The 22,195-nt window shown below is 65.1% G+C and carries 15 protein-coding genes; 9 read left to right on the forward strand and 6 right to left on the reverse strand.

Annotated elements, in window-relative coordinates:
- The first annotated feature begins 76 nt into the window (after nucleotides 1–76).
- The 4 genes from ACL9RJ_RS31510 (at nucleotide 77) to ACL9RJ_RS31525 (ending at nucleotide 3,393) form a co-directional block, all read left to right on the forward strand.
- Nucleotides 77–787, forward strand: coding sequence for an ABC transporter ATP-binding protein (locus ACL9RJ_RS31510; protein ID WP_017123274.1), 711 nt, complete (start codon nucleotides 77–79; stop codon nucleotides 785–787).
- A gap of 1 nt (nucleotide 788) precedes the next feature.
- Nucleotides 789–2,054, forward strand: a complete 1,266-nt coding sequence (locus ACL9RJ_RS31515) for an ABC transporter permease (RefSeq protein ID WP_017123273.1) — start codon at nucleotides 789–791, stop codon at nucleotides 2,052–2,054.
- Between the two features lie 11 nt (nucleotides 2,055–2,065).
- Complete coding sequence (locus ACL9RJ_RS31520; RefSeq protein ID WP_017123272.1) at nucleotides 2,066–2,599, forward strand: DUF3299 domain-containing protein; 534 nt, start codon at nucleotides 2,066–2,068, stop codon at nucleotides 2,597–2,599.
- 95 nt (nucleotides 2,600–2,694) lie between these two features.
- Nucleotides 2,695–3,393: an OmpW/AlkL family protein gene (locus ACL9RJ_RS31525; protein ID WP_017123271.1), complete on the forward strand. Its 699-nt coding sequence runs from the start codon at nucleotides 2,695–2,697 to the stop codon at nucleotides 3,391–3,393.
- A 62-nt stretch (nucleotides 3,394–3,455) separates the two neighbouring features.
- Here the strand turns inward: ACL9RJ_RS31525 and ACL9RJ_RS31530 are convergent, their stop codons facing one another.
- Together ACL9RJ_RS31530 and ACL9RJ_RS31535 are read right to left on the reverse strand one after the other, a co-directional pair.
- On the reverse strand, nucleotides 3,456–4,385 hold the full coding sequence (locus tag ACL9RJ_RS31530; protein ID WP_178992167.1) for an NAD-dependent epimerase/dehydratase family protein: 930 nt from the start codon (nucleotides 4,383–4,385) through the stop codon (nucleotides 3,456–3,458).
- Complete coding sequence (locus tag ACL9RJ_RS31535; protein ID WP_178992166.1) at nucleotides 4,378–5,262, reverse strand: sugar nucleotide-binding protein; 885 nt, start codon at nucleotides 5,260–5,262, stop codon at nucleotides 4,378–4,380. The genes ACL9RJ_RS31530 and ACL9RJ_RS31535 overlap by 8 nt, the downstream gene beginning before the upstream one ends.
- A 181-nt stretch (nucleotides 5,263–5,443) precedes the next feature.
- On the opposite strand from ACL9RJ_RS31535, the gene ACL9RJ_RS31540 reads away from it, so the two are divergent.
- Nucleotides 5,444–9,745, forward strand: coding sequence for a DEAD/DEAH box helicase (locus ACL9RJ_RS31540; RefSeq protein WP_422765977.1), 4,302 nt, complete (start codon nucleotides 5,444–5,446; stop codon nucleotides 9,743–9,745).
- 11 nt (nucleotides 9,746–9,756) lie between these two features.
- On the opposite strand, the gene ACL9RJ_RS31545 is transcribed toward ACL9RJ_RS31540, so the two are convergent.
- Nucleotides 9,757–11,835 carry a mechanosensitive ion channel family protein gene (locus ACL9RJ_RS31545; RefSeq protein WP_422765978.1) on the reverse strand — a complete coding sequence of 693 codons (2,079 nt, stop codon included), beginning with the start codon at nucleotides 11,833–11,835 and terminating at the stop codon, nucleotides 9,757–9,759.
- Nucleotides 11,836–12,106: 271 nt separating this feature from the next.
- On the opposite strand from ACL9RJ_RS31545, the gene ACL9RJ_RS31550 reads away from it, so the two are divergent.
- Nucleotides 12,107–13,318 (forward strand): MFS transporter, encoded by a 1,212-nt coding sequence (locus ACL9RJ_RS31550; RefSeq protein ID WP_017123267.1) that lies wholly within the window; start codon nucleotides 12,107–12,109, stop codon nucleotides 13,316–13,318.
- 91 nt (nucleotides 13,319–13,409) lie between these two features.
- Here ACL9RJ_RS31550 and ACL9RJ_RS31555 read toward each other — a convergent pair whose 3' ends face one another.
- A complete protein-coding gene (locus ACL9RJ_RS31555; RefSeq protein ID WP_017123266.1) occupies nucleotides 13,410–13,622 on the reverse strand; it encodes a tautomerase family protein in 213 nt (70 codons plus the stop codon).
- Between the two features lie 106 nt (nucleotides 13,623–13,728).
- Here ACL9RJ_RS31555 and ACL9RJ_RS31560 point away from each other — a divergent pair, with 106 nt between their 5' ends.
- A complete protein-coding gene (locus ACL9RJ_RS31560; protein WP_177083872.1) occupies nucleotides 13,729–14,649 on the forward strand; it encodes a LysR family transcriptional regulator in 921 nt (306 codons plus the stop codon).
- A gap of 8 nt (nucleotides 14,650–14,657) precedes the next feature.
- Here ACL9RJ_RS31560 and ACL9RJ_RS31565 read toward each other — a convergent pair whose 3' ends face one another.
- The gene (locus tag ACL9RJ_RS31565; protein ID WP_422765979.1) at nucleotides 14,658–17,984 is read right to left on the reverse strand and encodes an ATP-binding protein; all 3,327 of its coding nucleotides are present in this window, start codon (nucleotides 17,982–17,984) and stop codon (nucleotides 14,658–14,660) included.
- A 284-nt stretch (nucleotides 17,985–18,268) separates the two neighbouring features.
- Here ACL9RJ_RS31565 and ACL9RJ_RS31570 point away from each other — a divergent pair, with 284 nt between their 5' ends.
- Both ACL9RJ_RS31570 and ACL9RJ_RS31575 read left to right on the forward strand, forming a co-directional pair.
- Nucleotides 18,269–20,158 carry an MAC/perforin domain-containing protein gene (locus ACL9RJ_RS31570; protein WP_017123263.1) on the forward strand — a complete coding sequence of 630 codons (1,890 nt, stop codon included), beginning with the start codon at nucleotides 18,269–18,271 and terminating at the stop codon, nucleotides 20,156–20,158.
- Between the two features lie 74 nt (nucleotides 20,159–20,232).
- Nucleotides 20,233–21,105: a hypothetical protein gene (locus ACL9RJ_RS31575; RefSeq protein WP_422765980.1), complete on the forward strand. Its 873-nt coding sequence runs from the start codon at nucleotides 20,233–20,235 to the stop codon at nucleotides 21,103–21,105.
- Nucleotides 21,106–21,184: 79 nt separating this feature from the next.
- Here ACL9RJ_RS31575 and ACL9RJ_RS31580 read toward each other — a convergent pair whose 3' ends face one another.
- Nucleotides 21,185–22,147: a GlxA family transcriptional regulator gene (locus ACL9RJ_RS31580; protein ID WP_177117809.1), complete on the reverse strand. Its 963-nt coding sequence runs from the start codon at nucleotides 22,145–22,147 to the stop codon at nucleotides 21,185–21,187.
- Nucleotides 22,148–22,195: the final 48 nt, after the last annotated feature.

Here is a 22,195-nt window from a genome sequence, read left to right on the forward strand (position 1 = left end):
CCGTGTGATACCGCATGACCACGCTTCGCGGACAAGCCCGCTTCCACAGGGGTATGCCCCACATGAATCGGCTCCCATGACCCAAGCACTTATCGAACTGTCCGACCTGGGCTTCAACTGGCCCGGTCACCCGCAGTTGCTGGACATTCCCGCGTTCCGCCTGGAGCCCGGCGAGACCCTGTTTCTCAAGGGCCCCAGCGGCAGCGGCAAGACCACCCTGCTCGGCCTGCTGGGCGGCGTGCAGAAGCCCAGCCGGGGTAGCATCCGCCTGCTCGGCCAGGAACTGACCGAACTCGGAGCAGGCGCCCGCGACCGCTTTCGCGTCGATCACACCGGCTACATTTTCCAGCAGTTCAACCTGCTGCCGTTTCTCTCTGTGCGCGAGAACGTCGAACTGCCCTGCCATTTTTCCAAACTGCGCGCCAGCCGCGCCAGCCAACGCCACGGCAGCATCGACCAGGCCGCGGCAACCCTGCTCGCTCACCTCGGCCTGAAGGACCCGGCATTGCTGGAACGACGTGCCGACTCCCTGTCCATCGGCCAGCAACAACGGGTCGCCGCCGCCCGCGCACTGATCGGCCAGCCGGAACTGGTGATCGCCGACGAGCCGACCTCGGCCCTCGACTACGACGCCCGCGAAGCCTTTATCCGTCTGTTGTTCGCCGAGTGCCGGGAAGCCGGTTCCAGCCTGCTGTTCGTCAGCCATGACCAGAGCCTGGCACCGCTGTTCGATCGTCACCTGTCCCTGGCCGAACTGAATCGCGCGGCCGCGCCCGCGGAGGTTTGAGATGTATCTGTTACGACTGGCCCTGGCCAGCCTGGCAAACCGCCGCTTTACCGCCATTCTCACGGCCTTTGCCATCGCCCTTTCGGTCTGTCTGCTGCTGGCCGTGGAACGCGTGCGCACCGAAGCCCGCGCCAGCTTCGCCAGCACCATCAGCGGCACCGACCTGATCGTCGGCGCCCGCTCGGGCTCGGTGAACCTGCTGCTGTATTCGGTGTTCCGCATCGGCAACGCCACCAACAACATCCGCTGGGACAGCTACGAGCATTTCGCCAGCAATCCGCAGGTGAAATGGGCCATCCCGATCTCCCTCGGCGACTCCCATCGCGGCTATCGGGTGATGGGCACCAACGAGTCCTATTTCGAGCATTATCAGTACGGTCACCAGCAGAGCCTGGAACTGGCCACCGGCCGCGCCTTCGCCAGCGATCCGTTCGAAGTGGTGCTCGGCGCCGAAGTCGCCGACGCCCTGCACTACAAGCTCGGCGACAAGCTGGTGCTGGCCCATGGCGTCGCGGCCATCAGCCTGGTCAAGCACGATGACAAGCCGTTCACCGTGGTCGGCATTCTCAAGCGTACCGGGACGCCGGTGGACCGCACGCTGCATATCAGCCTCGGCGGCATGGAAGCGATCCACATCGACTGGCACAACGGCGTACCGGCCCGCGGCGCCGGGCGGATCAGCGCCGACCAGGCGCGCAACATGGACCTCACGCCCCAGGCGATCACAGCCTTCATGCTCGGCCTCAAGAGCAAGATCGCGACCTTCGCCGTACAGCGCGAGATCAACGAGTTCCGGGGCGAGCCGATGCTGGCGATCCTGCCGGGCGTGGCCTTGCAGGAACTCTGGAGCCTGATGGGCACGGCGGAAAAGGCCTTGTTCGTGGTCTCGCTGTTCGTGGTGCTGACCGGCTTGATCGGCATGCTCACGGCGATCCTCACCAGCCTCAACGAGCGCCGCCGGGAGATGGCGATCCTGCGTTCGGTGGGCGCGCGGCCTTGGCATATCGCCAGCCTGCTGGTGCTGGAAGCCTTTGCCCTGGCGTTGTCCGGGGTGGTCGCCGGGGTGGGCCTGCTGTATCTGTGCATCGCCCTGGCCCAGGGTTATGTGCAGTCGAACTACGGGCTGTACCTGCCGCTGTCCTGGCCAAGCGAATATGAATGGACGCTGCTCGGCGGTATCCTCGTCGCCGCCCTGTTGATGGGTAGCGTGCCGGCCTGGCGCGCCTATCGACAATCCCTGGCCGATGGCCTGTCCATCCGTTTATGAGTGTCTGTGCGATGAAAAAGCCTGTGTTGTCCCACCTGCTGCTGGCGCTGCTGTTGCTCGCGCCCCTGCCGTCATGGGCCAAGGACGAGCCGCGGGAGCTGGCCTGGCAGGAGATGATTCCGCCGGACGCACCGCCGGAAGTCCCGGATATGCGCCCGCTGCATGACCTGTCGCAGTTGGGCAACATGGACCCCGAGGCCGCCCCTGCAGCCAGGCAGGACCTGCCGAATGCCCCGGTGGTCAAGGCCCTCGATGGTCAGCATGTGCGCCTGCCGGGTTATATCGTGCCGCTGGAAGTGAGTGAGGAAGGCCGCACCACCGAGTTCCTGCTGGTGCCGTATTTCGGCGCCTGCATCCATGTGCCGCCACCGCCGTCGAACCAGATCGTGCATGTGACCAGCGAGCTGGGGGTCAAGCTCGACGAGCTGTACCAGCCGTACTGGATCGAGGGCGAACTGCAGGTCAAGCCGAGCACCAGCGAGCTGGCGGATGCCGGCTATAGCATGGAGGCGCAGAAGATCTACGTGTACGAGTTGCCGGAATAAGGCAACTCGCCTTTCATTGAGCTGAGTCAAAGACCGGATCAGCTCGCTCTTTACCATTGGCTCCAGTGAATTCGAAACGTCCTCTGGAGCCTTCCATGCACAAGTCCCTGCTCAGCGCGTCCCTCGTCGCGCTCGCCCTCGCCGCCCCGCTCGCCCATGCCCACGATGCCGGTGACATCATCGTTCGCGCCGGGGCGATCACGGTCAATCCGAAAGCCGACAGTTCCAGCGTCAAGGTCGACCGCGGCCCGCTGGCCGGCGCCGACCTCGGCGGCAAGGCGACCATGAGCAGCGACACCCAGCTGGGCCTGAACTTCGCCTACATGCTCACCGATCACGTCGGCCTCGAACTGCTGGCCGCCACCCCGTTCGAACACGACGTGAAACTCAAGAACACCGCCCTCGGCGCCGCCAACGGCAAGCTCGGCACCCTCAAGCACCTGCCACCGACCCTGAGCGTGGTGTACTACCCGCTCGACAACAAGTCGGCATTCCAGCCCTATGTCGGTGCAGGCATCAACTACACCTGGATCTACGACGAGCACGTCGGCAGCGAAGCCAATGCCGCCGGCTTCGACAATTTCCGCGCGAAGAATTCCTGGGGCGTGGCCTGGCAGGTCGGTGCCGACTACATGCTCACCGACAACGTGATGATCAACGCCCAGGTCCGCTACATCGACATCGACACCACCGCCTACGTGGACAACAATGCCGTGGCCGGCGGCACCCGTGCCAAGGTCAATGTCGACGTGGACCCGATGGTCTACATGGTCGGCCTGGGCTACAAGTTCTAAGCCCACCCCCGAATGAAAAAAGGCGCCTCGAAAGGCGCCTTTTTCATTACCCGCGCCAGCTCTCAGTGCCCCAGCAACCGCGCCAGTCCCACGCTCATCGGCGTCGGCTCGGGGAAGGCGAAGCGCTCCAGCAGGCGCCGGTTGTTCGCCCGGGAATGGCGGATATCGCCGGAGCGGGCCGGGGCGAATGTCACCGGCGGCAAGGGACCGACGACTTCACCCAGGGCCTGCAGCATCTGGTTGAGGGTGGTGGAGCGGTTCAGGCCGACGTTGATCGCGCCCTCCTGCACCTGCGGCGCCTCGAGCGCCTGCACCAGGACCTGCACCAGGTCGCCGACATAGATGAAGTCGCGGGTCTGCTCGCCATCGCCGAACACGGTGATCGGCAGACCTTTCTCGGCGCGCTCGCTGAAGATGCTGATGACCCCGGAATACGGCGAGGACGGATCCTGGCGCGGCCCGAAGACATTGAAGAAACGGAAGATCACCGGTTCCAGGCCATGCTGGCGGCGGTAGAAGTCGAAGTAGTATTCGCTGGCCAGCTTGTCCGAGGCATAGGGCGTCAGCGGCGCCTTGGGCGTGTCCTCGTCGATCGACTCACCTTCGCCGTTGTTGCCGTAGACCGCTGCGCTGGAGGCGAAGATCACCCGCTTCACGCCGGCCTCGCGCATGGCTTCGCAGACATTCAGGCTGCCGATGAAATTGCTCTGGTGCGTGCGCACCGGATCGTCCACCGAGGCTTGCACCGACGCCACCGCTGCCAGGTGCACCACCGCCTGGCAACCGAGCATCGCCCGGGCGACCAGCGCGGCATCGGCCACATCACCCTCGATCAGCTCGACCCGCGGGTCGTCCAGGGCCAGGTTGCCGCGCTTGCCGGTAGACAGGTCGTCCAGCACGCGGATCGAGTAACCCTTGGCCAGCAGCCGCTCGGCAAGGTTGGAACCGATGAAGCCGGCCCCGCCGGTGATCAGAATCGGCGCATCAGCCATGACGATAGAACCTGTCCAGTAAAGCCGGCAGTCCGGCGCGCCAGGCGCGGGGCTTGATGCCGAAGGTGTGAAGGATTTTCTTGCAGGCCAGTACCGCATGCTGCGGCTCTTCGGCGGCATCCGGGCGCGCCGCGTGGGCCTGGGCGGTCGGTGCCTCGATCGCCAGCGCATGGAAATTGCGGGCTTCGCCGAGGATCGCCTGCCCCAGTGACAGCGGCGTGGTCGCCTCATGGCCGGCATAGTGATAGGTGCCCCACAACGGCGCCGCGCAATCGAGCTGCTTGAGCACCGAGATGATCACCCGCGCCGCGTCGTCCACCGGCGTCGGGTTGCCGCGCCGGTCATCGGCCATCAGCAATTCTTCGGGGCGCTCGGCGCGGGCGAGGAAACGCCCCAGCGCGCCGTCGATGCTGTCGTCCAGCAGCCAGCCGAAACGCAGCAGCACATGTTGCGGGCAGGTCGCGCGCACGCTCTGCTCGATACGCCACAGCGCCTGGCCGCGCAGGCCGAGGGGAACCGGTTCGTCTTTTTCGCTGTAGGCGGTCGCCCGCGAACCGTCGAACACCCGGTAGCTGGAGGGCTGCACCAGGACGATATTGTGATGCTGGCACAGTTCGGCCAGGCGCTCGACTGCGGATTCCTGGCTGGACAGGCGGGTTTCGCTCACCGCCTCCGCCTGGAACCAGTCGAAATAGTAAGCAAGGTTGATCAACGCATCGGGACGGGTGTCGTCGAGCAGTTGCGTCAGGCTCGCGGCATCCCAGCCGTCTTGCGGCGGGCGGGGGGCGAGGAAACCGATGTCTTCCTCTGCTCCCAGGCGAATCAGCGCCTGCCCGAGGGCATTCCCGCCGCCCAACAACATAAGGCGCATTCGCATAGATTCAGCAGGCCCAGGTCTGTTCAGAACGATGGAGGTTGGCGGCAAAACCGAGGTTTTCCCGTTGGCAATAACCACAATCGTTGCATTTTGCGGGTTTCGGATGCAACCGTCACGGGGAAAGTGCCTTGCGGTCCCCACAGCCTTGCACTTTATCCGCATCGCCCGCATAAAGTAGGGTATGAACCTTCCCGAACCAGCCCCCGGCGCTCTGGCGGCGTTCCATCCGGCCGTCAGTGCCTGGTTTCGCAGGACCTTCCCGGACGTCACCGCCGCCCAGGCGCGTGCCTGGCCGTTGATCCGCCAGCGCCGCTCGACGCTGATCGCCGCGCCCACCGGCTCCGGCAAGACCCTCACGGCCTTTCTCGCAGTCATCGATGAGCTGGTGCGACAGGGCCTGGACCAGGGCGGCAAGCTGCCGGACGAAACCTTCGTCGTCTATGTCTCGCCGCTCAAGGCGCTGTCCAACGATATCCGCATCAACCTGCAGGAACCGCTGGCCGGCATCACCGCCGAGCTCGAACAGCAGGGCCTGCCGCCCTTGCAGATCAGCACCGCGGTGCGGACCGGCGATACACCGCAGAAAGACCGCACGCAGATGCGCAAGAGCGCACCGCATATCCTGGTCACCACCCCGGAATCGCTGTACGTGCTGCTCGGCTCCGACTCCGGGCGGCGCATGCTCGCCACCACCCGCACGGTGATCGTCGACGAAATCCACGCCATCGCCGCCAGCAAGCGCGGCAGCCACCTGGCCCTGAGCCTCGAACGCCTGCAGGCGCTGTGCCGCGAGCCGTTGTTGCGCATCGGCCTGTCCGCCACGCAAAAGCCCATCGACGCGGTGTCGCGTTTTCTCGCGGGCAACGAACGTCCCTGCGAGATCATCGATATCGGCCATGCCCGCCCAAGGGACCTGGGCATCGAAGTGCCGCCGGTGCCGTTGGGCCCGGTGATGGCGAATGACGTCTGGGAGCTGGTCTACGAACGACTCGCCGAACTGGCCCGGGAACATCGCACCACCCTGGTGTTCGTCAACACCCGGCGCCTGGCCGAACGACTGGCCCGCCACGTGAGCGAGCGCCTGGGCAAGGCAGCGGTCGCCGCCCACCACGGCAGTCTCGCCAAGGAGCAGCGCCTGGAGGCCGAGCAACGGCTCAAGCGCGGTGAGTTGCAAGTGCTGATCGCCACCGCTTCGCTGGAACTGGGCATCGATATCGGCGAGGTCGAACTGGTCTGCCAGATCGGTTCGCCAGGGTCCATTTCGGCCTTCCTGCAAAGAGTGGGTCGCTCCGGTCACAAGATCGATGGAACCCCCAAGGGCCGCCTGTTCCCGACCTCGCGCGATGACCTGATCGAATGTGCCGCCCTGCTCGATTGCGTGCGCCGGGGCGAACTGGACACCCTGCTGATTCCCCGGGCGCCGCTGGATGTGCTGGCGCAGCAGATCGTCGCCGAGGTCAGTTGCCAGGAGTGGCAGGAAGCCGCGCTGCTGGACATGATCCGCCGCGCCAGCCCCTATGCCGGCTTCGACGAAGCCCATTACCAGGCATTGCTGCAGATGCTCGCCGAGGGGTTCAACAGTCGTCAGGGACTGCGCAGCGCCTACCTCCATCGGGACGCGCTGACCCGTACCCTGCGCGGGCGTCGCGGCAGCCAGCTGACGGCACTCACCAGTGGCGGGACGATTCCGGACAACGCCGACTACGCCGTGCTGCTGGAACCCCAGGCGCTGAATATCGGCAGCGTCCATGAAGACTTCGCGGTGGAAAGCATTGCCGGCGACGTGTTCCAGCTGGGCAACAGTTCCTACCGGATCCTGCGGGTCGAAACCGGCAAGGTGCGGGTCGAGGATGCCCATGGCCAGCCGCCGAGCATTCCCTTCTGGCTCGGCGAAGCGCCGGGACGCAGCAACGAACTGTCCTTCGCCGTGGCACGCCTGCACGGGCATCTGGATCAACTGCTGGGGGCCACGCCCGGTGACTTGCAGCCCAGCCTCGACTGGCTGCGCGACAGCATAGGCCTGGAGCCGGCCGGCGCCGAACAGATCGTCGAATACCTCGCCCGCGCCCGCCTGGCCCTGGGCGCCCTGCCGTCCCGCGACACCCTGGTGATGGAGCGGTTCTTCGACGAGTCCGGCGGCACCCAGTTGATCATCCACACACCGTTCGGCAGCCGGGTCAACCGCGCCTGGGGCCTGGCCCTGCGCAAGCGTTTCTGCCGTACCTTCAATTTCGAATTGCAGGCCGCCGCGAGCGAGGACGCCATTGTCCTGTCGCTCTCCACCAGCCACAGCTTTGCCCTGGAGGAAGTGTGGCGTTATCTGCGCAGCAACAGTGCCGAGCAGATCCTCGTCCAGGCGGTGCTCGACGCGCCGCTGTTCGGCGTGCGCTGGCGCTGGAATGCCGGGGTCGCGCTGGCGCTGCCGCGCTTTGTCGGCGGGCGCAAGGTGCCGCCGCAGATCCAGCGGATGAAAGGCGAGGACCTGACGGCCTGTGTCTTTCCGGACCAGATCGCCTGCCTGGAAAACCTCGCCGGCGAGCGCGAGATTCCCGACCATCCGCTGGTGGAGCAGACCCTCGACGATTGCCTGCACGAAGCCATGGACAGCGAAGGCTGGCTGGCCCTGCTGCGGCGCATGGAGGCCGGAGAGGTACGCCTGATCGCCCGCGACCTGCCGGCGCCATCGCCGCTGGCGGCGGAAATCCTCAGCGCCAAACCCTATACCTTTCTCGACGATGCACCGCTGGAAGAGCGGCGGACCCAGGCCGTGCTCAATCGCCGCTGGAGCGATCCGAGCAGTACCGACGATCTCGGCGCGCTGGACAACGAGGCCATTGCCGCGGTGCGCGCGGAAGCCTGGCCACAGCCCAACGGCACGGATGAAATGCATGAGGCGCTGATGAGTCTCGCCGTGATCGGCGCAGTCGAGGCCGAGGCCAATGAGCACTGGCCGGGCTGGCTCGAGGCCCTGGCCGCCAGCGGGCGCGCCACCTGCCTGCGAGTCGACGGCCACGGTTTGTGGGTCGCCCTGGAGCGCCTGACCTGCCTGCTGGCGCTTTATCCACAGGCCATTGCGCAACCGCCGTTGCTGCCACTGGCGGATTTCGACCAGGCCTGGGAGGCGGACGCTGCCGCCGTCGAAGTGCTGCGTGCCCGCCTCAGCGGCTTTGGCCCGCTGTCGCTGGGCGAGATCGCCGCGCCCTTGGCGCTGAACGAAGCTCAACTGGCCCAGGCCCTGGCGAAACTGGAAAGTGAAGGTTATGTGCTGCGGGGACAATTCACCCCCGGGGCGACATCGGAGCAATGGTGCGAACGGCATCTGCTGGCGCGCATTCACCGCTATACGGTCAAGCGCCTGCGGCGGGAGATCGAACCCGTGGCCCTCCAGGACTTCATGCGTTTCCTGTTCGACTGGCAGCACCTGTCCAGTACCAGCCAGGCCCAGGGCAACGCCGCGTTGCCGATGATTGTCAGCCAGCTCGAAGGTTATGCGGCCGCCGCCGGAGCCTGGGACAGCGATCTGCTGAGCGCGCGCCTGAAGGATTATTCGTCGACCTGGCTGGATGACCTGTGTCGCTCGGGCAAGCTGGTCTGGACACGCCTGAACGCGCGCAACAAGGCTGCCAGCACCACGTTGCGCAGCACCCCGATCGTGTTGTTGCCCCGCAATCGGCTGCAGCTATGGAGCAGCCTGGCGCAGCAGACGGCCATCGAGGAACTGTCGCCGCGAACCTTGAAAGTCCATACGGCCTTGAGCGAGCACGGCGCGCTGTTCTTCGATGAACTGCTGCACGAAGCCCATCTGTTGCCCACCGAGCTGGAGACGGCGTTGCAGGAACTGGTGGGCGCCGGCCTGGTGAATGCCGACAGTTTCGCCGGGCTGCGGGCGTTGATCACCCCGGCCAGCAAACGCCAGCAGCGTCCCGGTCGCCGCGGGCGCGGGGCCTTTGTCGGCGGAATGGACGACGCCGGACGCTGGGCGCTGCTGCGCCGGCCGTCGACGCAGGCGACCGGCTCCGAGCGACTGCCGGAGGAAACCCTTGAACAGGTTGCCATGACCTTGCTGCGTCGTTATGGCGTGGTGTTCTGGCGTCTGCTGGAACGGGAAGCGGAATGGCTGCCGAGCTGGCGCGAGTTGCTACGCACCTTGCATCGCCTGGAAGCCCGTGGCGAGATTCGCGGCGGACGTTTTGTCAGCGGCCTGGCCGGCGAACAGTTCGCCTTGCCCGAAGCCATCCCGCTGCTGCGCGAGGTACGTCGCCGGCCCCTGGATGGCAGCCTCGTCGCGGTGTGTGGCGCCGACCCGTTGAACCTCGCCGGCACGCTGTTGCCGGGCAGCAAGGTCCCGGCGCTGGCGGGTAATCGGCTGGTGTATCGCGATGGCGTGCCCGTAGCGGCTGAAATCGCCGGCAAGCCGTTGTTCTGGCTGGAGCTGGAGCAGCAGGCGGCGGCCGAGGTCCGGCAGAAACTGATCCGCCACTGATCATCCGGCGGCTATTGGGGCCGCGACAAGACCACCGGCGCAGCCTCTGCCGGAGACACCTGCGGCTCGTCTTCCAGCACCGGCGTGCGGTTCGGCAGCATCACCTGCTGTGGATAAGTCTGCGCGAAATGCACCCACGGGCTCTGGTCCACCAGTTTCTTCAGGCGCTCGTTGAACGCCCGGCTGACGCTGTACTGCCCACCCGACACGGTGCGGAACTGTGCCGTCAGGACCACGCCATTGAGGTCCATGCGATCCACGCCGAACACCTCCAGCGGGCCTTGCAGGTTGAACTTGAGAAAGCTGTCCTCGCTGATCGAGCGCCCCGCTTCGCGAATCAGCGCGCTGGCCTTGTCGACATCGGTGTCGTAGGTGAACTGTACCGAGAAGAACGCAAAGGCGAATTGCCGCGACTGGTTGGTGACCGCCTTGATCTGGCCGAACGGCACCGAATGCACGAAGCCCTTGCCGTCGCGCAGGCGCAGGGTGCGGATGGTCAGGCCTTCGACCGTGCCGGCATGGCCGGAATCGAGCACCACCCAGTCACCGATGGACAGGGTGTCCTCGATGATGATGAACAAGCCGGTGATCACATCCTGCACCAGTTGCTGGGAGCCGAAGCCGATCGCCAGCCCGACCACCCCGGCACCGGCCAGCAGCGGCGCGACATTGATCCCCAGGTTGGCCATGGTGGTGATGGTGAAGATCACCACCAGGATGATCTTCACCGCATTGCGCAGCAGCGGCAGGATGGTCTTGACCCGCATGCTCGGCTGCTTCGAGGAGCGGCGGTTGATCGGCGGCTTCAAGGCCTCCTGGATCGCCGTGTCGAGCACCACCCACAGCAGCCAGGTGGCCAGCAGGATCAGGCCGATACGGCTGAGGGCGTCACTGATGGCCCGGCCCACGGTGTTCTGCACGGCGAACTCATACAGCGACAGCCCCCAGATCCGCCCGAGCAATTCGATGAAGGTCACGGCCAGGGCAATCCGCAACAGCGCATGCAGCAGGCTCAGCAGGCGTTCCTTGTAGACGCTGCTGCGCTGGATCGCCAGGGCTCCGCGGGCCTTGAACAGGTGCTGGAAAATGGTGCTGAGAAACACCGTGGCGATCAGCAGCACGGTGGTCAGCAAGGCGCAGCGCAGGGCTTTCTGGCTGTCCTCGCCAGCGCCGATCAGGTTGATCGCCGACACCAGCACCATCAGCAGGATCGGCCAGTACCACAGGCCGGAAAAGATCCGCAGCGATTCCTGCAGCGCCGGCTGGCCCAGGCGCTGGGCCAGCGAACGGTTGCGGATCAGGTGCGCCACCGGACGCCGCAGGCGGAATACCAGCACGCCGAACAGGATCGAAGCGAACAGGCCGGTGAACACCGCCACGCTGCTGGTGATATTGCCGCCCAGCTGGCGGGCGATCTGCGGGCTGGTCAGGGCATCGCTGAGGGCCGCGAGGAAGCCGATCAGAAACAGCGGACGCGGGCTGTAGTCACGGATGATGCGAACCGCCCGGCGCTTGTGGCCGACATCGAACAGCACACTCAGGGACAGCAGCAGCGCGGTGGAGAACACGCCGCTGCTGGTGGCATAGGCCAGGCACAGCGCCAGCGCGCGACCGACGGAGGTCGGCAGGAAGTGGCTGGCGTAGAGGGTCAGCGGCAGGCTGATCAGCGCCGGTAGCATGTAGGGCAGCACATACCCCACCAGCGATTGGCTGCGCTCGCGGGACTGCAACAGGCGATGGCGATTGAACCGGCGGGCAGCGAGTCGGCCGAGGAGCGCCAGCCCGGCAAAGCTGCCGATCCAGGTCAGGGACAGCAGGATGAAATCCGCGGCGACGCTCCAGGGCGAGCGGTCGACAGTCTGGCTGACCAGCCGATCCATTTCATCGGCGGCCCGGTCGGCGCGCAGGCGCCAGGCGTCCAGCAGGTTTTCGTTGAGGTCGAGTTTGTCCTGCACGTCCTCGATGCTGGAGCTCAGGGCCCCGAGCAGGCCACCCTGCACCAGCGGCGGCGGTGAGGCCTGGGTCGGTGGCGCGGCGGCTGGCGCAGCGCCCACGCCGCAACTGACGGACAACAGAAAAATCGAAAGCATGATTGCCAGCTTGAACCGGAACACGGATGGGCCCTCTTCGGCAGTCTCTGTAAGAAACTGAGTCCCTGGGCATCAGCAAAGTTCGGTTCGAAGTGGATGAAGATTCCCCGCCACCCGGTATCACGGCGGTCATCACACGCCGCGCATGGGAGCGATCAACCAGGGGATATTTGCATTCAGTTCAAATATGTTGTGCCGATACCTGTATTTTTCCGCACAAGTGAAACAACGACACTGCGCTCCTGATTTAAACCCACCGGAGTTTGCAGCCATGCCCATTGCCTTGCTCGCGCTGACCCTAAGCGCCTTCGCCATCGGGACGACCGAGTTCGTCATCGTTGGCCTGTTACCCACCATCGGCACCGACCTCGGGGTCAGCCTGCCATCCGCCGGCCTGCTGGTCAGCCTGTATGCCCTGGGTGTCGCCATCGGCGCCCCGGTGCTCACCGCCCTCACCGGCAAGGTCCCGCGCAAGTTGCTGCTGTTGTCGCTGATGGTGCTGTTCACCCTCGGCAACCTGCTGGCCTGGCAGGCGCCGAGTTATGAATCGCTGATCATTGCGCGGATCGTCACCGGCCTGGCCCACGGCGTGTTCTTCTCCATCGGCTCGACCATCGCCACCAGCCTGGTGCCCAAGGAAAAAGCCGCCAGCGCGATTGCGATCATGTTTACCGGCCTGACCGTAGCGCTGGTCACCGGCGTGCCCCTGGGGACTTTCATCGGCCAGCATTTCGGCTGGCGGGAAACCTTCCTGGCGGTCTCGGCCCTGGGTGTGATCGCCTTTATCGGCAGCCTGATCTACGTGCCGAAAAACATTGCCCACAGCAAGCCAGCGTCGCTGCTGCAACAATTGCAGGTGCTGAAACAGCCACGCCTGTTGCTGGTGTATGCGATGACGGCGGTGGGTTACGGCGGTTCGTTCATCGCCTTCACCTTCCTCGCGCCGATTCTCCAGGACATCTCCGGCTTCAGCGCCGGGACCGTCAGCCTGGTGCTGCTGGTGTATGGCATCTCGGTCGCCGTGGGCAATATCTGGGGCGGCAAGCTGGCCGACAAGCGTGGCCCGATCGGCGCGCTGAAACTGATCTTCCTGCTGCTGGCCGCCGTGCTGTTCGTCCTCACCTTCACCGCCAGCAACCCGTGGCTGGCCTTGGCTACAGTGCTGGTCTGGGGTGCGGTCGCCTTCGGCAACGTGCCAGGCCTGCAAGTGTATGTGGTCCGCCAGGCAGAGCATCACACGCCGCAAGCGGTGGATGTGGCGTCAGGCTTGAATATCGCCGCGTTCAACCTGGGTATCGCCGGCGGCGCCTGGGCCGGCGGCCTGATCGTCGCCCATCTGGGTCTGATTCATACCGCCTGGATCGGCGGGCTGGTGGTACTGGTCGCCCTGGCGCTGACCGCCTGGAGCGGCCGCCTCGATCGCCTGGGGCCGGTGTATGCCGAACCCGCGCCAGGTTCGGCACGGGTGGTGGGCGGACACTGAGTTCGCCCCATGGGAGGCGGCTTGCTGTGGCGATGGTATCGACACGATCTCCTGCCGGACCGCGTTGCCTGGATCGCCGGCAAGCCGGCTCCTACAGGGGGTTGGATTCGGACTTGAGGATCTCGGTGAGACTCAAGCCGCCGTGCCCCCAGTTGTCGGTATCGATTTCCTCGATCACCACATGGGTCAGGTCCGGAGCCTTGCCGAGCACCCGCTCCAGGGTCTCGGTGATTTCGGCGATGACCTGGGCTTTCTGCTCCCGGGTCACGCCCGTACGGGTGATGCGCACACTGACAAAAGGCATGTTGTTCTCCAAGGGATTGCGTCCACGTTGAACTCACTGTATTGATCAACCGCGGTCGGGGCAATATCGAGCCCCGACCTTTATTTGATCCTCGGTGTAATCAATCATGCGTAGACAATTCGATGACATCCTCCTTGGCAGCATCGAGCTGTTCTGCCTGGCCGCCGAAGCCGGCAGCTTCACCGCCGCCGCCTCGGTGGCCGGGGTCACGCCGGCGGCGGTGAGCCGGTCGATCTCGCGGATGGAGGAACGCCTGGGGGTGCGGCTGTTTACCCGCACCACCCGCAGCGTGCGCCTGACCGAAGGCGGCCGCGCTTATTTCGAACAGTGCCGGCAGGCGCTGACCCAACTGTCGGAGGCCCAGCGCGAGGTCATGGGCAAGCAGCAGGAACCCGCCGGCACCCTGCGCATCAGCATCCCCACCACCTATGCGCACCACCGGATCCTGCCACTGCTGCCGGCGTTCCGCGCCCGCTACCCGGCGGTGAAGGTCGAGACCCATATCAGCAACCGCAATATCGATTTCGTCGAGGAAGGGTATGACCTGGCGATCCGCGTCCGCGTGCTGCCCGACTCCGGGCTGATTGCCCGGCACCTGGAGGACGCGGCGCTGGTGATGGTCGCCAGCCCCGACTACCTGCGGCGGGCCGGAACACCCCAGTGCCTGGAGGACCTGCAACAGCACGAGTGCATCCAGTTCGAGCTGCCCAGCAGCGGTCGACGGATCGCCTGGCTGTTCAAGGAAGACGGCAAGGACCGGGAAGTGCTGGCGGACAGCGGCTATTGCTGCTCGGAGGACGTACTCGGTGGCGTGACCCTGGCCAGGCATGGCGCCGGCCTGTTCCAGACCTACCGTTTTATCGTCGAGCAGGAACTCGCCGAGGGTACGCTGGTGGAAGTACTCAAGCCCTACACCGGACGCTCGCGCCCCTTCACCCTGCTCTATCCCCATGGCCGACATGTACCGCAGCGGCTCAAGGCGTTCGTCGATTTCCTGCTGGAACAGCGGGCGAACTGGAAAACCTGAGCCGGCGTTCAGGCAGACCGGTCGAGAACCGCCAGCAGCTCGGGCATGGTCGCGGCAAAGCCGAGCTGCTCGGCTTCGCGGCGGATGGCACGCAGCAACTCGGCGCTCGAACGATCGCCATTCCGCAGCCAGTGCCCTGCCGCGCCGATCAGGCGCACATGGTGTCGGATCCAGGCACAGGAAGCCGACTCGGGAAGAACCGCCATCCGCTGTCCATGACTGATCGCCTGTTCGATATCGCCCGCCAGCAGGCAGATTTCGGCGGCGCTCACACGGAACTGCAGGACATTGTGCGCCAGGCACGCCTGGTCGAGCAGGGCCTCGCCCCGCTCCAACGCCTGGCGTTTGAGAACCTCGTCGTCGAGCATCAATGCCAGGCTGCCGTAGACCCAGGGGCCGATATAGCGTTGCAGGCCAAAACGCTCGACCCGCTCCACCGCCTCCATGATCAAGCCCTGCGCCCGTCCCCGCTCGCCCTGGCGCAGCGCCACCCGCGCCAGCCCTTCCAGGAGAATCGCCTCGAAACGACTGGCACCGAGGTTACGCGCCAGCTCAAGGGCTGCGGACAACGCCTGCCCCGCTTCGCCATCGCGGCCGGCCGCCGACAGCACCCAGGCGGCGGTCAGGCGGGAAAACACTTCCGCCCGGTGGTTGCCGATCCGGCGACTGCTCTCGATGGCCTGCATCGCGTCGCGCAGGGCCGGTTCCGAGTGGCCCAGGTAGAACTGCGCCGAACCCCGCGCACTGCGATTGCCCGCCTCCACTTGCACCAGCTCATGACGCTCGCACAGGCGCACACACTGATCAAAGACCTCGTAGGCGGTCTGCATGCTGCCCTGGGCATAGTAGGAATCGCCGATGCCGCTGAGGGCCTTGGCCTGGGTTTCGAGGTGCAGGCCGATGCGGGCAAAGGACAGGGACTCTTCGTGCAGGCGACGACACTCGGCATAGTCGCCCCGCGGGAAATAGATGTTGCCGCGCAGGTGATACAGCCGGGCCAGTGCCGTATGTGCCTGCTGCTCCCGGGCGACGGGCAGGGTCTGTTCGATCAGGTGCTCTTCTTCGTCCAGGCAATCGAGGGTGTTCAGTACCGCTGCCAGTCCCAGCGCCGCTTCGATCCGTTCTTCGTCCCGGGCGGCCAGTGTCAGTGCCTGCTGGAAACTGTCACGCGCCTCGAGCGTCCGGCCCAGGCCCGAGCATGCCTGGGCGCGGAGCAAGGCCAGGTCGAAGCTGCTCGCGGCCCGCTCGCCCCGACTGGCCGCCTGCTGTCCCAGGGCAAGGACGCTGTCGTACTGGCAGGCCTGGAGCTTTTCGCGCATCGCCACCAGTAGCGCGTCGAAGGCCTCCGGCGCGTCGGCGCGCAGCAGATGCTGGGCATGCAGGATGGGGTCGCGATGGCGGTAGAGCGTTGCCACCGCGCGGTGCAATTGTTCGCGCAGGGCCTGCGGCATCGCGTCGTAGAGACAGTGCATGACCAGATCGTGGACAAACATGTAGCTGCCCGGCTCGACCTCTCGCAACAGGCTCTGGCGCCACTGCACGTCGGGGACGTAGTCGGGCTTGCCCAGCGCCTCGCGCCAGAGCGCCAGTTCGAAGCGATTGCCGAGCACGGCGGCGTAATGCAGGGCCCGGCGCTGTTCCGGGGCAAACCGGTCCACCCGGGTCTGCACCAGATGCCGCAGGCTGTCCGGAAGCACGCCCTCCTGGCTCGACAGCAATTGCGTGAGGTACAACGGATTGCCCTGGGCCCGCGTCACGCAGTCGGCGCGATAGGCCGGATCGATCTCGGGAAACTGCTCCGCCAGCACGGCCGCCTCGCGGGTGCGGATCGGCGCGATATCGAGCAGGCTCATGGGATTGGCGCAGTGCGGGCGCAGCTGGCTTTCCAGCGGATCGCCCTCCGGGCGGGAGGTCAGCAGCCAGACGATCGGAGCCTCGTCGGTGGCATTGAGCAGCTTGCCGAGCATGGCGAAAAATGTCGCGTCGCCCCAGTGCAGGTCTTCCATGGCAATCAGCAAGGGTTGCTGCACCGCGATCCGCAGCAGCAGGTGCAGCAACCCGTTGAACAGGCCTTGCGTGCGTGCCTCACTGCTCATCGCCGCATACAGCGCCTGTTGCGCCTTGAACGACTCGCCGGCGGGATGCAGGCCCGTCAGCATCTGCAGGAACATCAGTTGCTCGGCTGACAGTTTCAAGCCCATCGCCGCCGCTTCCAGCACCGTCCCGCTCATGGGTGCCGACGTCCCCGGCGCCAGCAGGCTGCACACCAGTTGTCCGAGGGGCCAGAGGCCGTGGTCCATGCCGAAATCCAGCACATCGCCGCGATGGCAGGCAAAACCGCCCTGCCGGGCCATCTCGAAAAACTCGCTGACCAGCCGCGTCTTGCCGATGCCGGCCATGCCACGCAGGTAGACCACATGACCGTCCTGGCACTCCTGGGTGGCTTCGATCACCCCCTTGAACTGCAGCACTTCTATCGCCCGGCCCACCAGCGGCCGTAGTGCGTTCTCATCGAGGCTGCGCTGGCGCTGGCATCGCCGATAGGCGGGAAACGCGGCATCACCCGCGGCGAACTCGAACCGCGACGACAGTTGCTCGACCAGGTTCTGCGCGACATGCACCGGGGCATTGCCATGTTGCACGGGAAACCCATGGTGAATCAGGGCCAACGCCTCGGCCGGCAGCGCCTCGACGTCGCGACTCTCGCGAACCAGCCGCAGCGCGATACCGTGTCCCGCCCGCACAAACTGCTCGCGGCTCAGCGCCAGGGCACACAGCAAAGCGCGTTCGCTGTCACTGCGATAGGCCTGTGGCGAACCGAACCGGGCGATGACCAGACCCGGCGCACCCTCGACCGGCACACCGCCGAACTGCCGGATCAAGCGTTGGATTTCTTCGGCAAACAGCAGCGCCGAGGCCGTGGTATCGGAGAGTGGGTCGGTGACGAAGCACAATTCCAGCACATAACGAATGACCGCATAATCCGCCGCCTGCGCCGGAAATACGCTGTCGTGGAATTCGCCAATGGCCTGCTCGATCTCGTCCAGTGCCGTCGCCACCGATTGCCCGAGCAGGGCACTGACATCGACGTCGAAGGCGCTGGCCAGGTGGCGAGCGGTGCGATACAGCACGGGCTTGCCCGTCTCGGCCCGCTTGATGGACGCGATGGACACACACAGGTGACGGTTCAGGCAGGCTTCGGCGAGGGTTTCCTGGCTCAGGCCATGCTGTTTGCGCAGGCCTTTCAGCAACCCGCCATCGAGCAACACGCGGCCGTCGGAAATCACCGGCTCAGTCCTGGCCGTGGCGGAAAATGAAGGGTTCCTGGAATCCATGTCGATAGCCCCGGCCGCCCCGTCACCCTGGGCAGGCACGCCAATAACCGCACAAACGGATGTCGAGATCAGCGAATGCCGGGCCGTGATGGCCTGGCAGCCGGTCGAGTGTACCCCAGCATCCTGGCCGCGATCACTGGCTGAACCGACTGTTTGGTGATTTAACTGATACCGAACTGATACCGGACTGACACCGCTCTGAACTGTCTCCTCCGCCCCGCTCTTCCGATACTGGTTCCCGTCAGTTGGAACCAATCAATACAACCGGGCCGAGGGAGAAAACGATGAGCAATGACATCGGTGGTTCACAGTTGCTGGGACGTGGTTTGAACAAACTGGACTGGGCCAGCGAAAGCAAGGAATGCCAGAAAGTCGGGGATACCGAAAGCGCCAAGCGTACGGTGACCCATGACAACAAGTCCTACAGCATCGGCCAGCACGTCACGCTGGATCCGATGAGCAAGGAAGACTATTTCACGGAAAGCTTTTCCTCCCATGACGAGTATGAAAAGCACACCCAGTCGAGCATCGAGGCCAAGGGCAGCTACGGTGCCTTCTCCGCGGGCTTCAAGGCCACCTTCGGCAGCGATATCTCCCAGCTTGAAGAGCGCGAAGCCGCCATTTACAGCCACACCGTGCGCTTGTGGAAACTGACCCTGGCGGTCAATCCGGACAATGCCACCGAGGTGTTCAAGAACCGCGTCAAGGAACTGCCCCAGACCTTCGATCAGGCCGATCCCAAGACGTTCTTCAACTTCTTCGTCGACTTCGGCGCCGATATCGTCAACGAAGTGCTCGTCGGCGGCTCGCTGAACTATGCCATGACCGCGTCCAAGAGCTACCTCAGCAGCAAGACCAGCCTCAAGGCGATGGTCGAGGCGGAGTACGGTGCGTTTGTCAGCGCCACCGCCTCCACCGAGATCAAGGAAGAGGTCAAGCGCCACCTGGCCAATCGCAACAGCCGGCTGACCACCTCCGGCGGTACTCACTCCATCAGCTTCAACTCGCTCACGCCACGTGACTACAGCGCCGATTTCGCCGCCTGGCGCAATTCCCTGCCTGACAGCCCACGGGTCGTCGAACTGAAGCTGGCGCCGGTGTTTCTCTTCGTCAAGGAGGGGCCGACCCGCAACGCCCTGGAAGAGGCCTACCAGTGGTACACCAGCTACAAGGCGGAAATTGACGCGAACTGGGCCGACTCGGTGATCGTCATCGGTCGGGCCACGCGCCAGTCTTCGCTCAATGCCGCGGCCAACGGTCCGGCCTTGCGCACGGTGTTCGTCGACAACAAGAGCAAGAACACCAGCGAGAGCTTCCACTACCCACCCGCTGCCGACGCCAGCCCCACCGCCTTCGAACAGTTCTGGGATGCCCTGGCGCTGCTGCTGAAACAGAAGAGCGGACACAAACTGTTGCTGACCACGGAGCGCTGGCCGCGCCATGGCAACTACTACCCGAGCCGCGCCATGCGCGAAGCGCTGCTGGACAACGGCGCCAGCGAAAAGGCCCTCAAGCGCTGGGAAACCCTGACCAAGCATATGCAGCCCAACCCACAGGCCGGCCTGACCTATGCACTGGCGGGCAACGACCTGGAAGTGCCGGGAGTCGATGGCCTGATCGCCGGCTTCGGCAAGCCGGGCTATGACCTCAACCCACGGGTGAAAATCAGCGCGCGCCTGTCCCACGACTCCTTCGGCAGGGTGAAGCTGGTACAGACCGGCAGGACCATCGAGGACACGCAAACCGTCCTCTACCTGATACGCAACAACACCGGCGATCACCCGGCGCTGGCCGTCGACCCGCAGAACAAGACCCGGGTGGTCATGCAGGCTCCGGACACGGGCAATCCCGGGCAATTCTGGTACATGCCGGAGCTGGAAAAACCCTATCCGGAAATCAATAACCCGATCCTGCTGATCAACTACGAGACCGGCAGTTGCCTGCAGGGCATGCTCGACCAGGGCGATTGCCGGCTTCACCCCGTCAAGCCGGGCCGGCAGGAAGATGATGTGATCTGGGACCGCCGCGGCGGCGACATCTTTCACCTGCTGATGGTGTACTACCATATGCGCAGCCTGTGCCTGACCCAGGTCGAGAAACGCGCGGCGGTCCGCAAATGGCGCGAGCCCCATGGCATGGACTGGTTGCGCGAGCAGCAACAGCCGCATCGTTAAGGGCTGTCACGGTCGCTCCGGCACACTTGCCGGAGCGCCCCTTGGTTCCACTGGTCCTTTTAGCAGCCCCTGACATGAGCGGTCTCTCCATGATGCAGTTTTTCAACAGCGTTCCCTTTATCGAGGATGGCGCCGAATCGCCGCTCGACACCCGTACCTTCCCTTTCCTGTACAACGACCAGGGCCTCGCGCTCCCCTGTCGCGAGGCCCGCGGCAGAAGGATCCCGCCCGCGCCCGACAGACCCGAACTGGAAAGGGGCAAAAAGTACACCGGCATCAGTTGGGAAACCCGCAAGGTGCCGACTGCCACCGGTTCCTATGGGATCAAGGAGTTCGATTTCCACGCCAGGGAGGTGCACTACGAACCACTGTGGGCCACGGAAGAAACCGCCCAGGCCTTCGGCATGACCCTGCTCAAGAACGGCGAATGCATCCGCTTCGAATACGAAAAGCTGATGCTGGGGCAGTACACCTACGGCAAGTGGGCCGGTCACCAATCGCCCTACCTCGGGCCGGCGCGCCAGCGCGAGCTGCTGACCTACAACCCGACCGACCTGGAATACCACAACTTCGCCCACGTGTTCTTTTCCCGCTACACACGGCTGCCGCTGGTGATCAGCGTGGCTCGCTGGCGCCCCTACGTGAACGAGATCTGCCTGGCGGACCTGTGGGTCAAGCCGGGCGAAGCCCTGGTGCTGCCGCCCAAGACCTTTCCCAGCCCACCCACCACCGAGGCCGAGCGGCGGCTGAAAATCGTCGATATGCACGGCAACCGCAACTCGGCGCTGGCCTGCTGGTTCAAGGACGGCGAGGATTGCCTGCTGACCGAAACCATCCTGGCCAACCCCGAGCTGATGGCCTCCGAGGTGGGCAGGCCGCATTACCATGAAGAGAAGACACCGACCCGGCACGAGTTGCCGCCGGGGTATCCCACCACCGAAGGGTAAGGAGCCTGGCTTGCCAGCGGAGAGGCAGGTGAGTTCGCTGAAAGGCCGCGGCCAGGATCCTCGTCCGGCGCGTCAGCCGCTAGCGCAAGTTGGCGCGCAGGTCCCGGACTCCGCGTCCGAGGCGCTGGCGCAACAAGGTCCGCAGCGTCGCCCCATCCACATAACCGACCTCGGTGGCAATGGCCTCGAGGTCAAGGCCGCTGCCGTGGAGCAGCGATTGCGCCCGCTCGACGCGCAGGTCCTGGAAATAGGACAAGGGCGACTTGCCGAGCACCGCTTCGCAGCGCCGTTGCAAGGTGCGCGGGCTGGTCGCCAGGGCGCTGGCGGCGTCCTGTAGCGAAAACCCGGTCTTGAGATGGTCGCGCGCCCAGCGTTCGAAACGCAGGATCAACGGGTCCGCCTGGGCCAGGTGATTGGGAATGATATACGGCGCCTGCAGGGTGCGGATATCCGCCAGCAGATAACGCGAGACCATTTCCGCCAGTTCCGGGCTGGCCCGGCGGATCAGCCACAACGCGAGATCGAGATGGCCCATGGCGGCCCCGGCCGTGACACCGACATCGGTGGGCACCAGCATGCGCGACTCGTCGAGCAGAACCTTCGGGTAACGCTGCCGGAACAGCGGAGCCAACCACCAGGTGGTAGTGGCCTCGCGATGATCGAGCAGGCCGATATCCGCGAGAAGAAAGGTACCGATACAGGACGCCGCCAGTAGCGCGCCCCCGGCATGCCATTTCAGCAATTGCGCCTTGGCCGCTTGCACATCCGCCCGTTCGAGGGCCGGCACCAGGACCTCGGGGGTTCCGGTGCCAAGGGCCGGGACAATCACCCAGTCCGGCGTCGGGTCGGCGGCGATGGCCTGGACCGGCACCAGCAGCCCCTGGCCGGTACGGACCTTCTTGCGCACGCCCACGAGCGATACGTCGAACACCGGGCCTGCCCCCTGCCCCGCGGAAAACTTGTTGGCCAGGCTGAACGCATCCAGTAGCACGGTCAGCCCGGTATCGAAAACGCCCTCGAGGGCGAGCACAGAAATTCGCATGGCGTGAATGACCATAAAGTTGTCATTTACGACGATACCAGCTACAGC

Source organism: Pseudomonas sp. Mn2068, from assembly GCF_049319725.1.
Lineage (GTDB): Bacteria > Pseudomonadota > Gammaproteobacteria > Pseudomonadales > Pseudomonadaceae > Aquipseudomonas > Aquipseudomonas gingeri.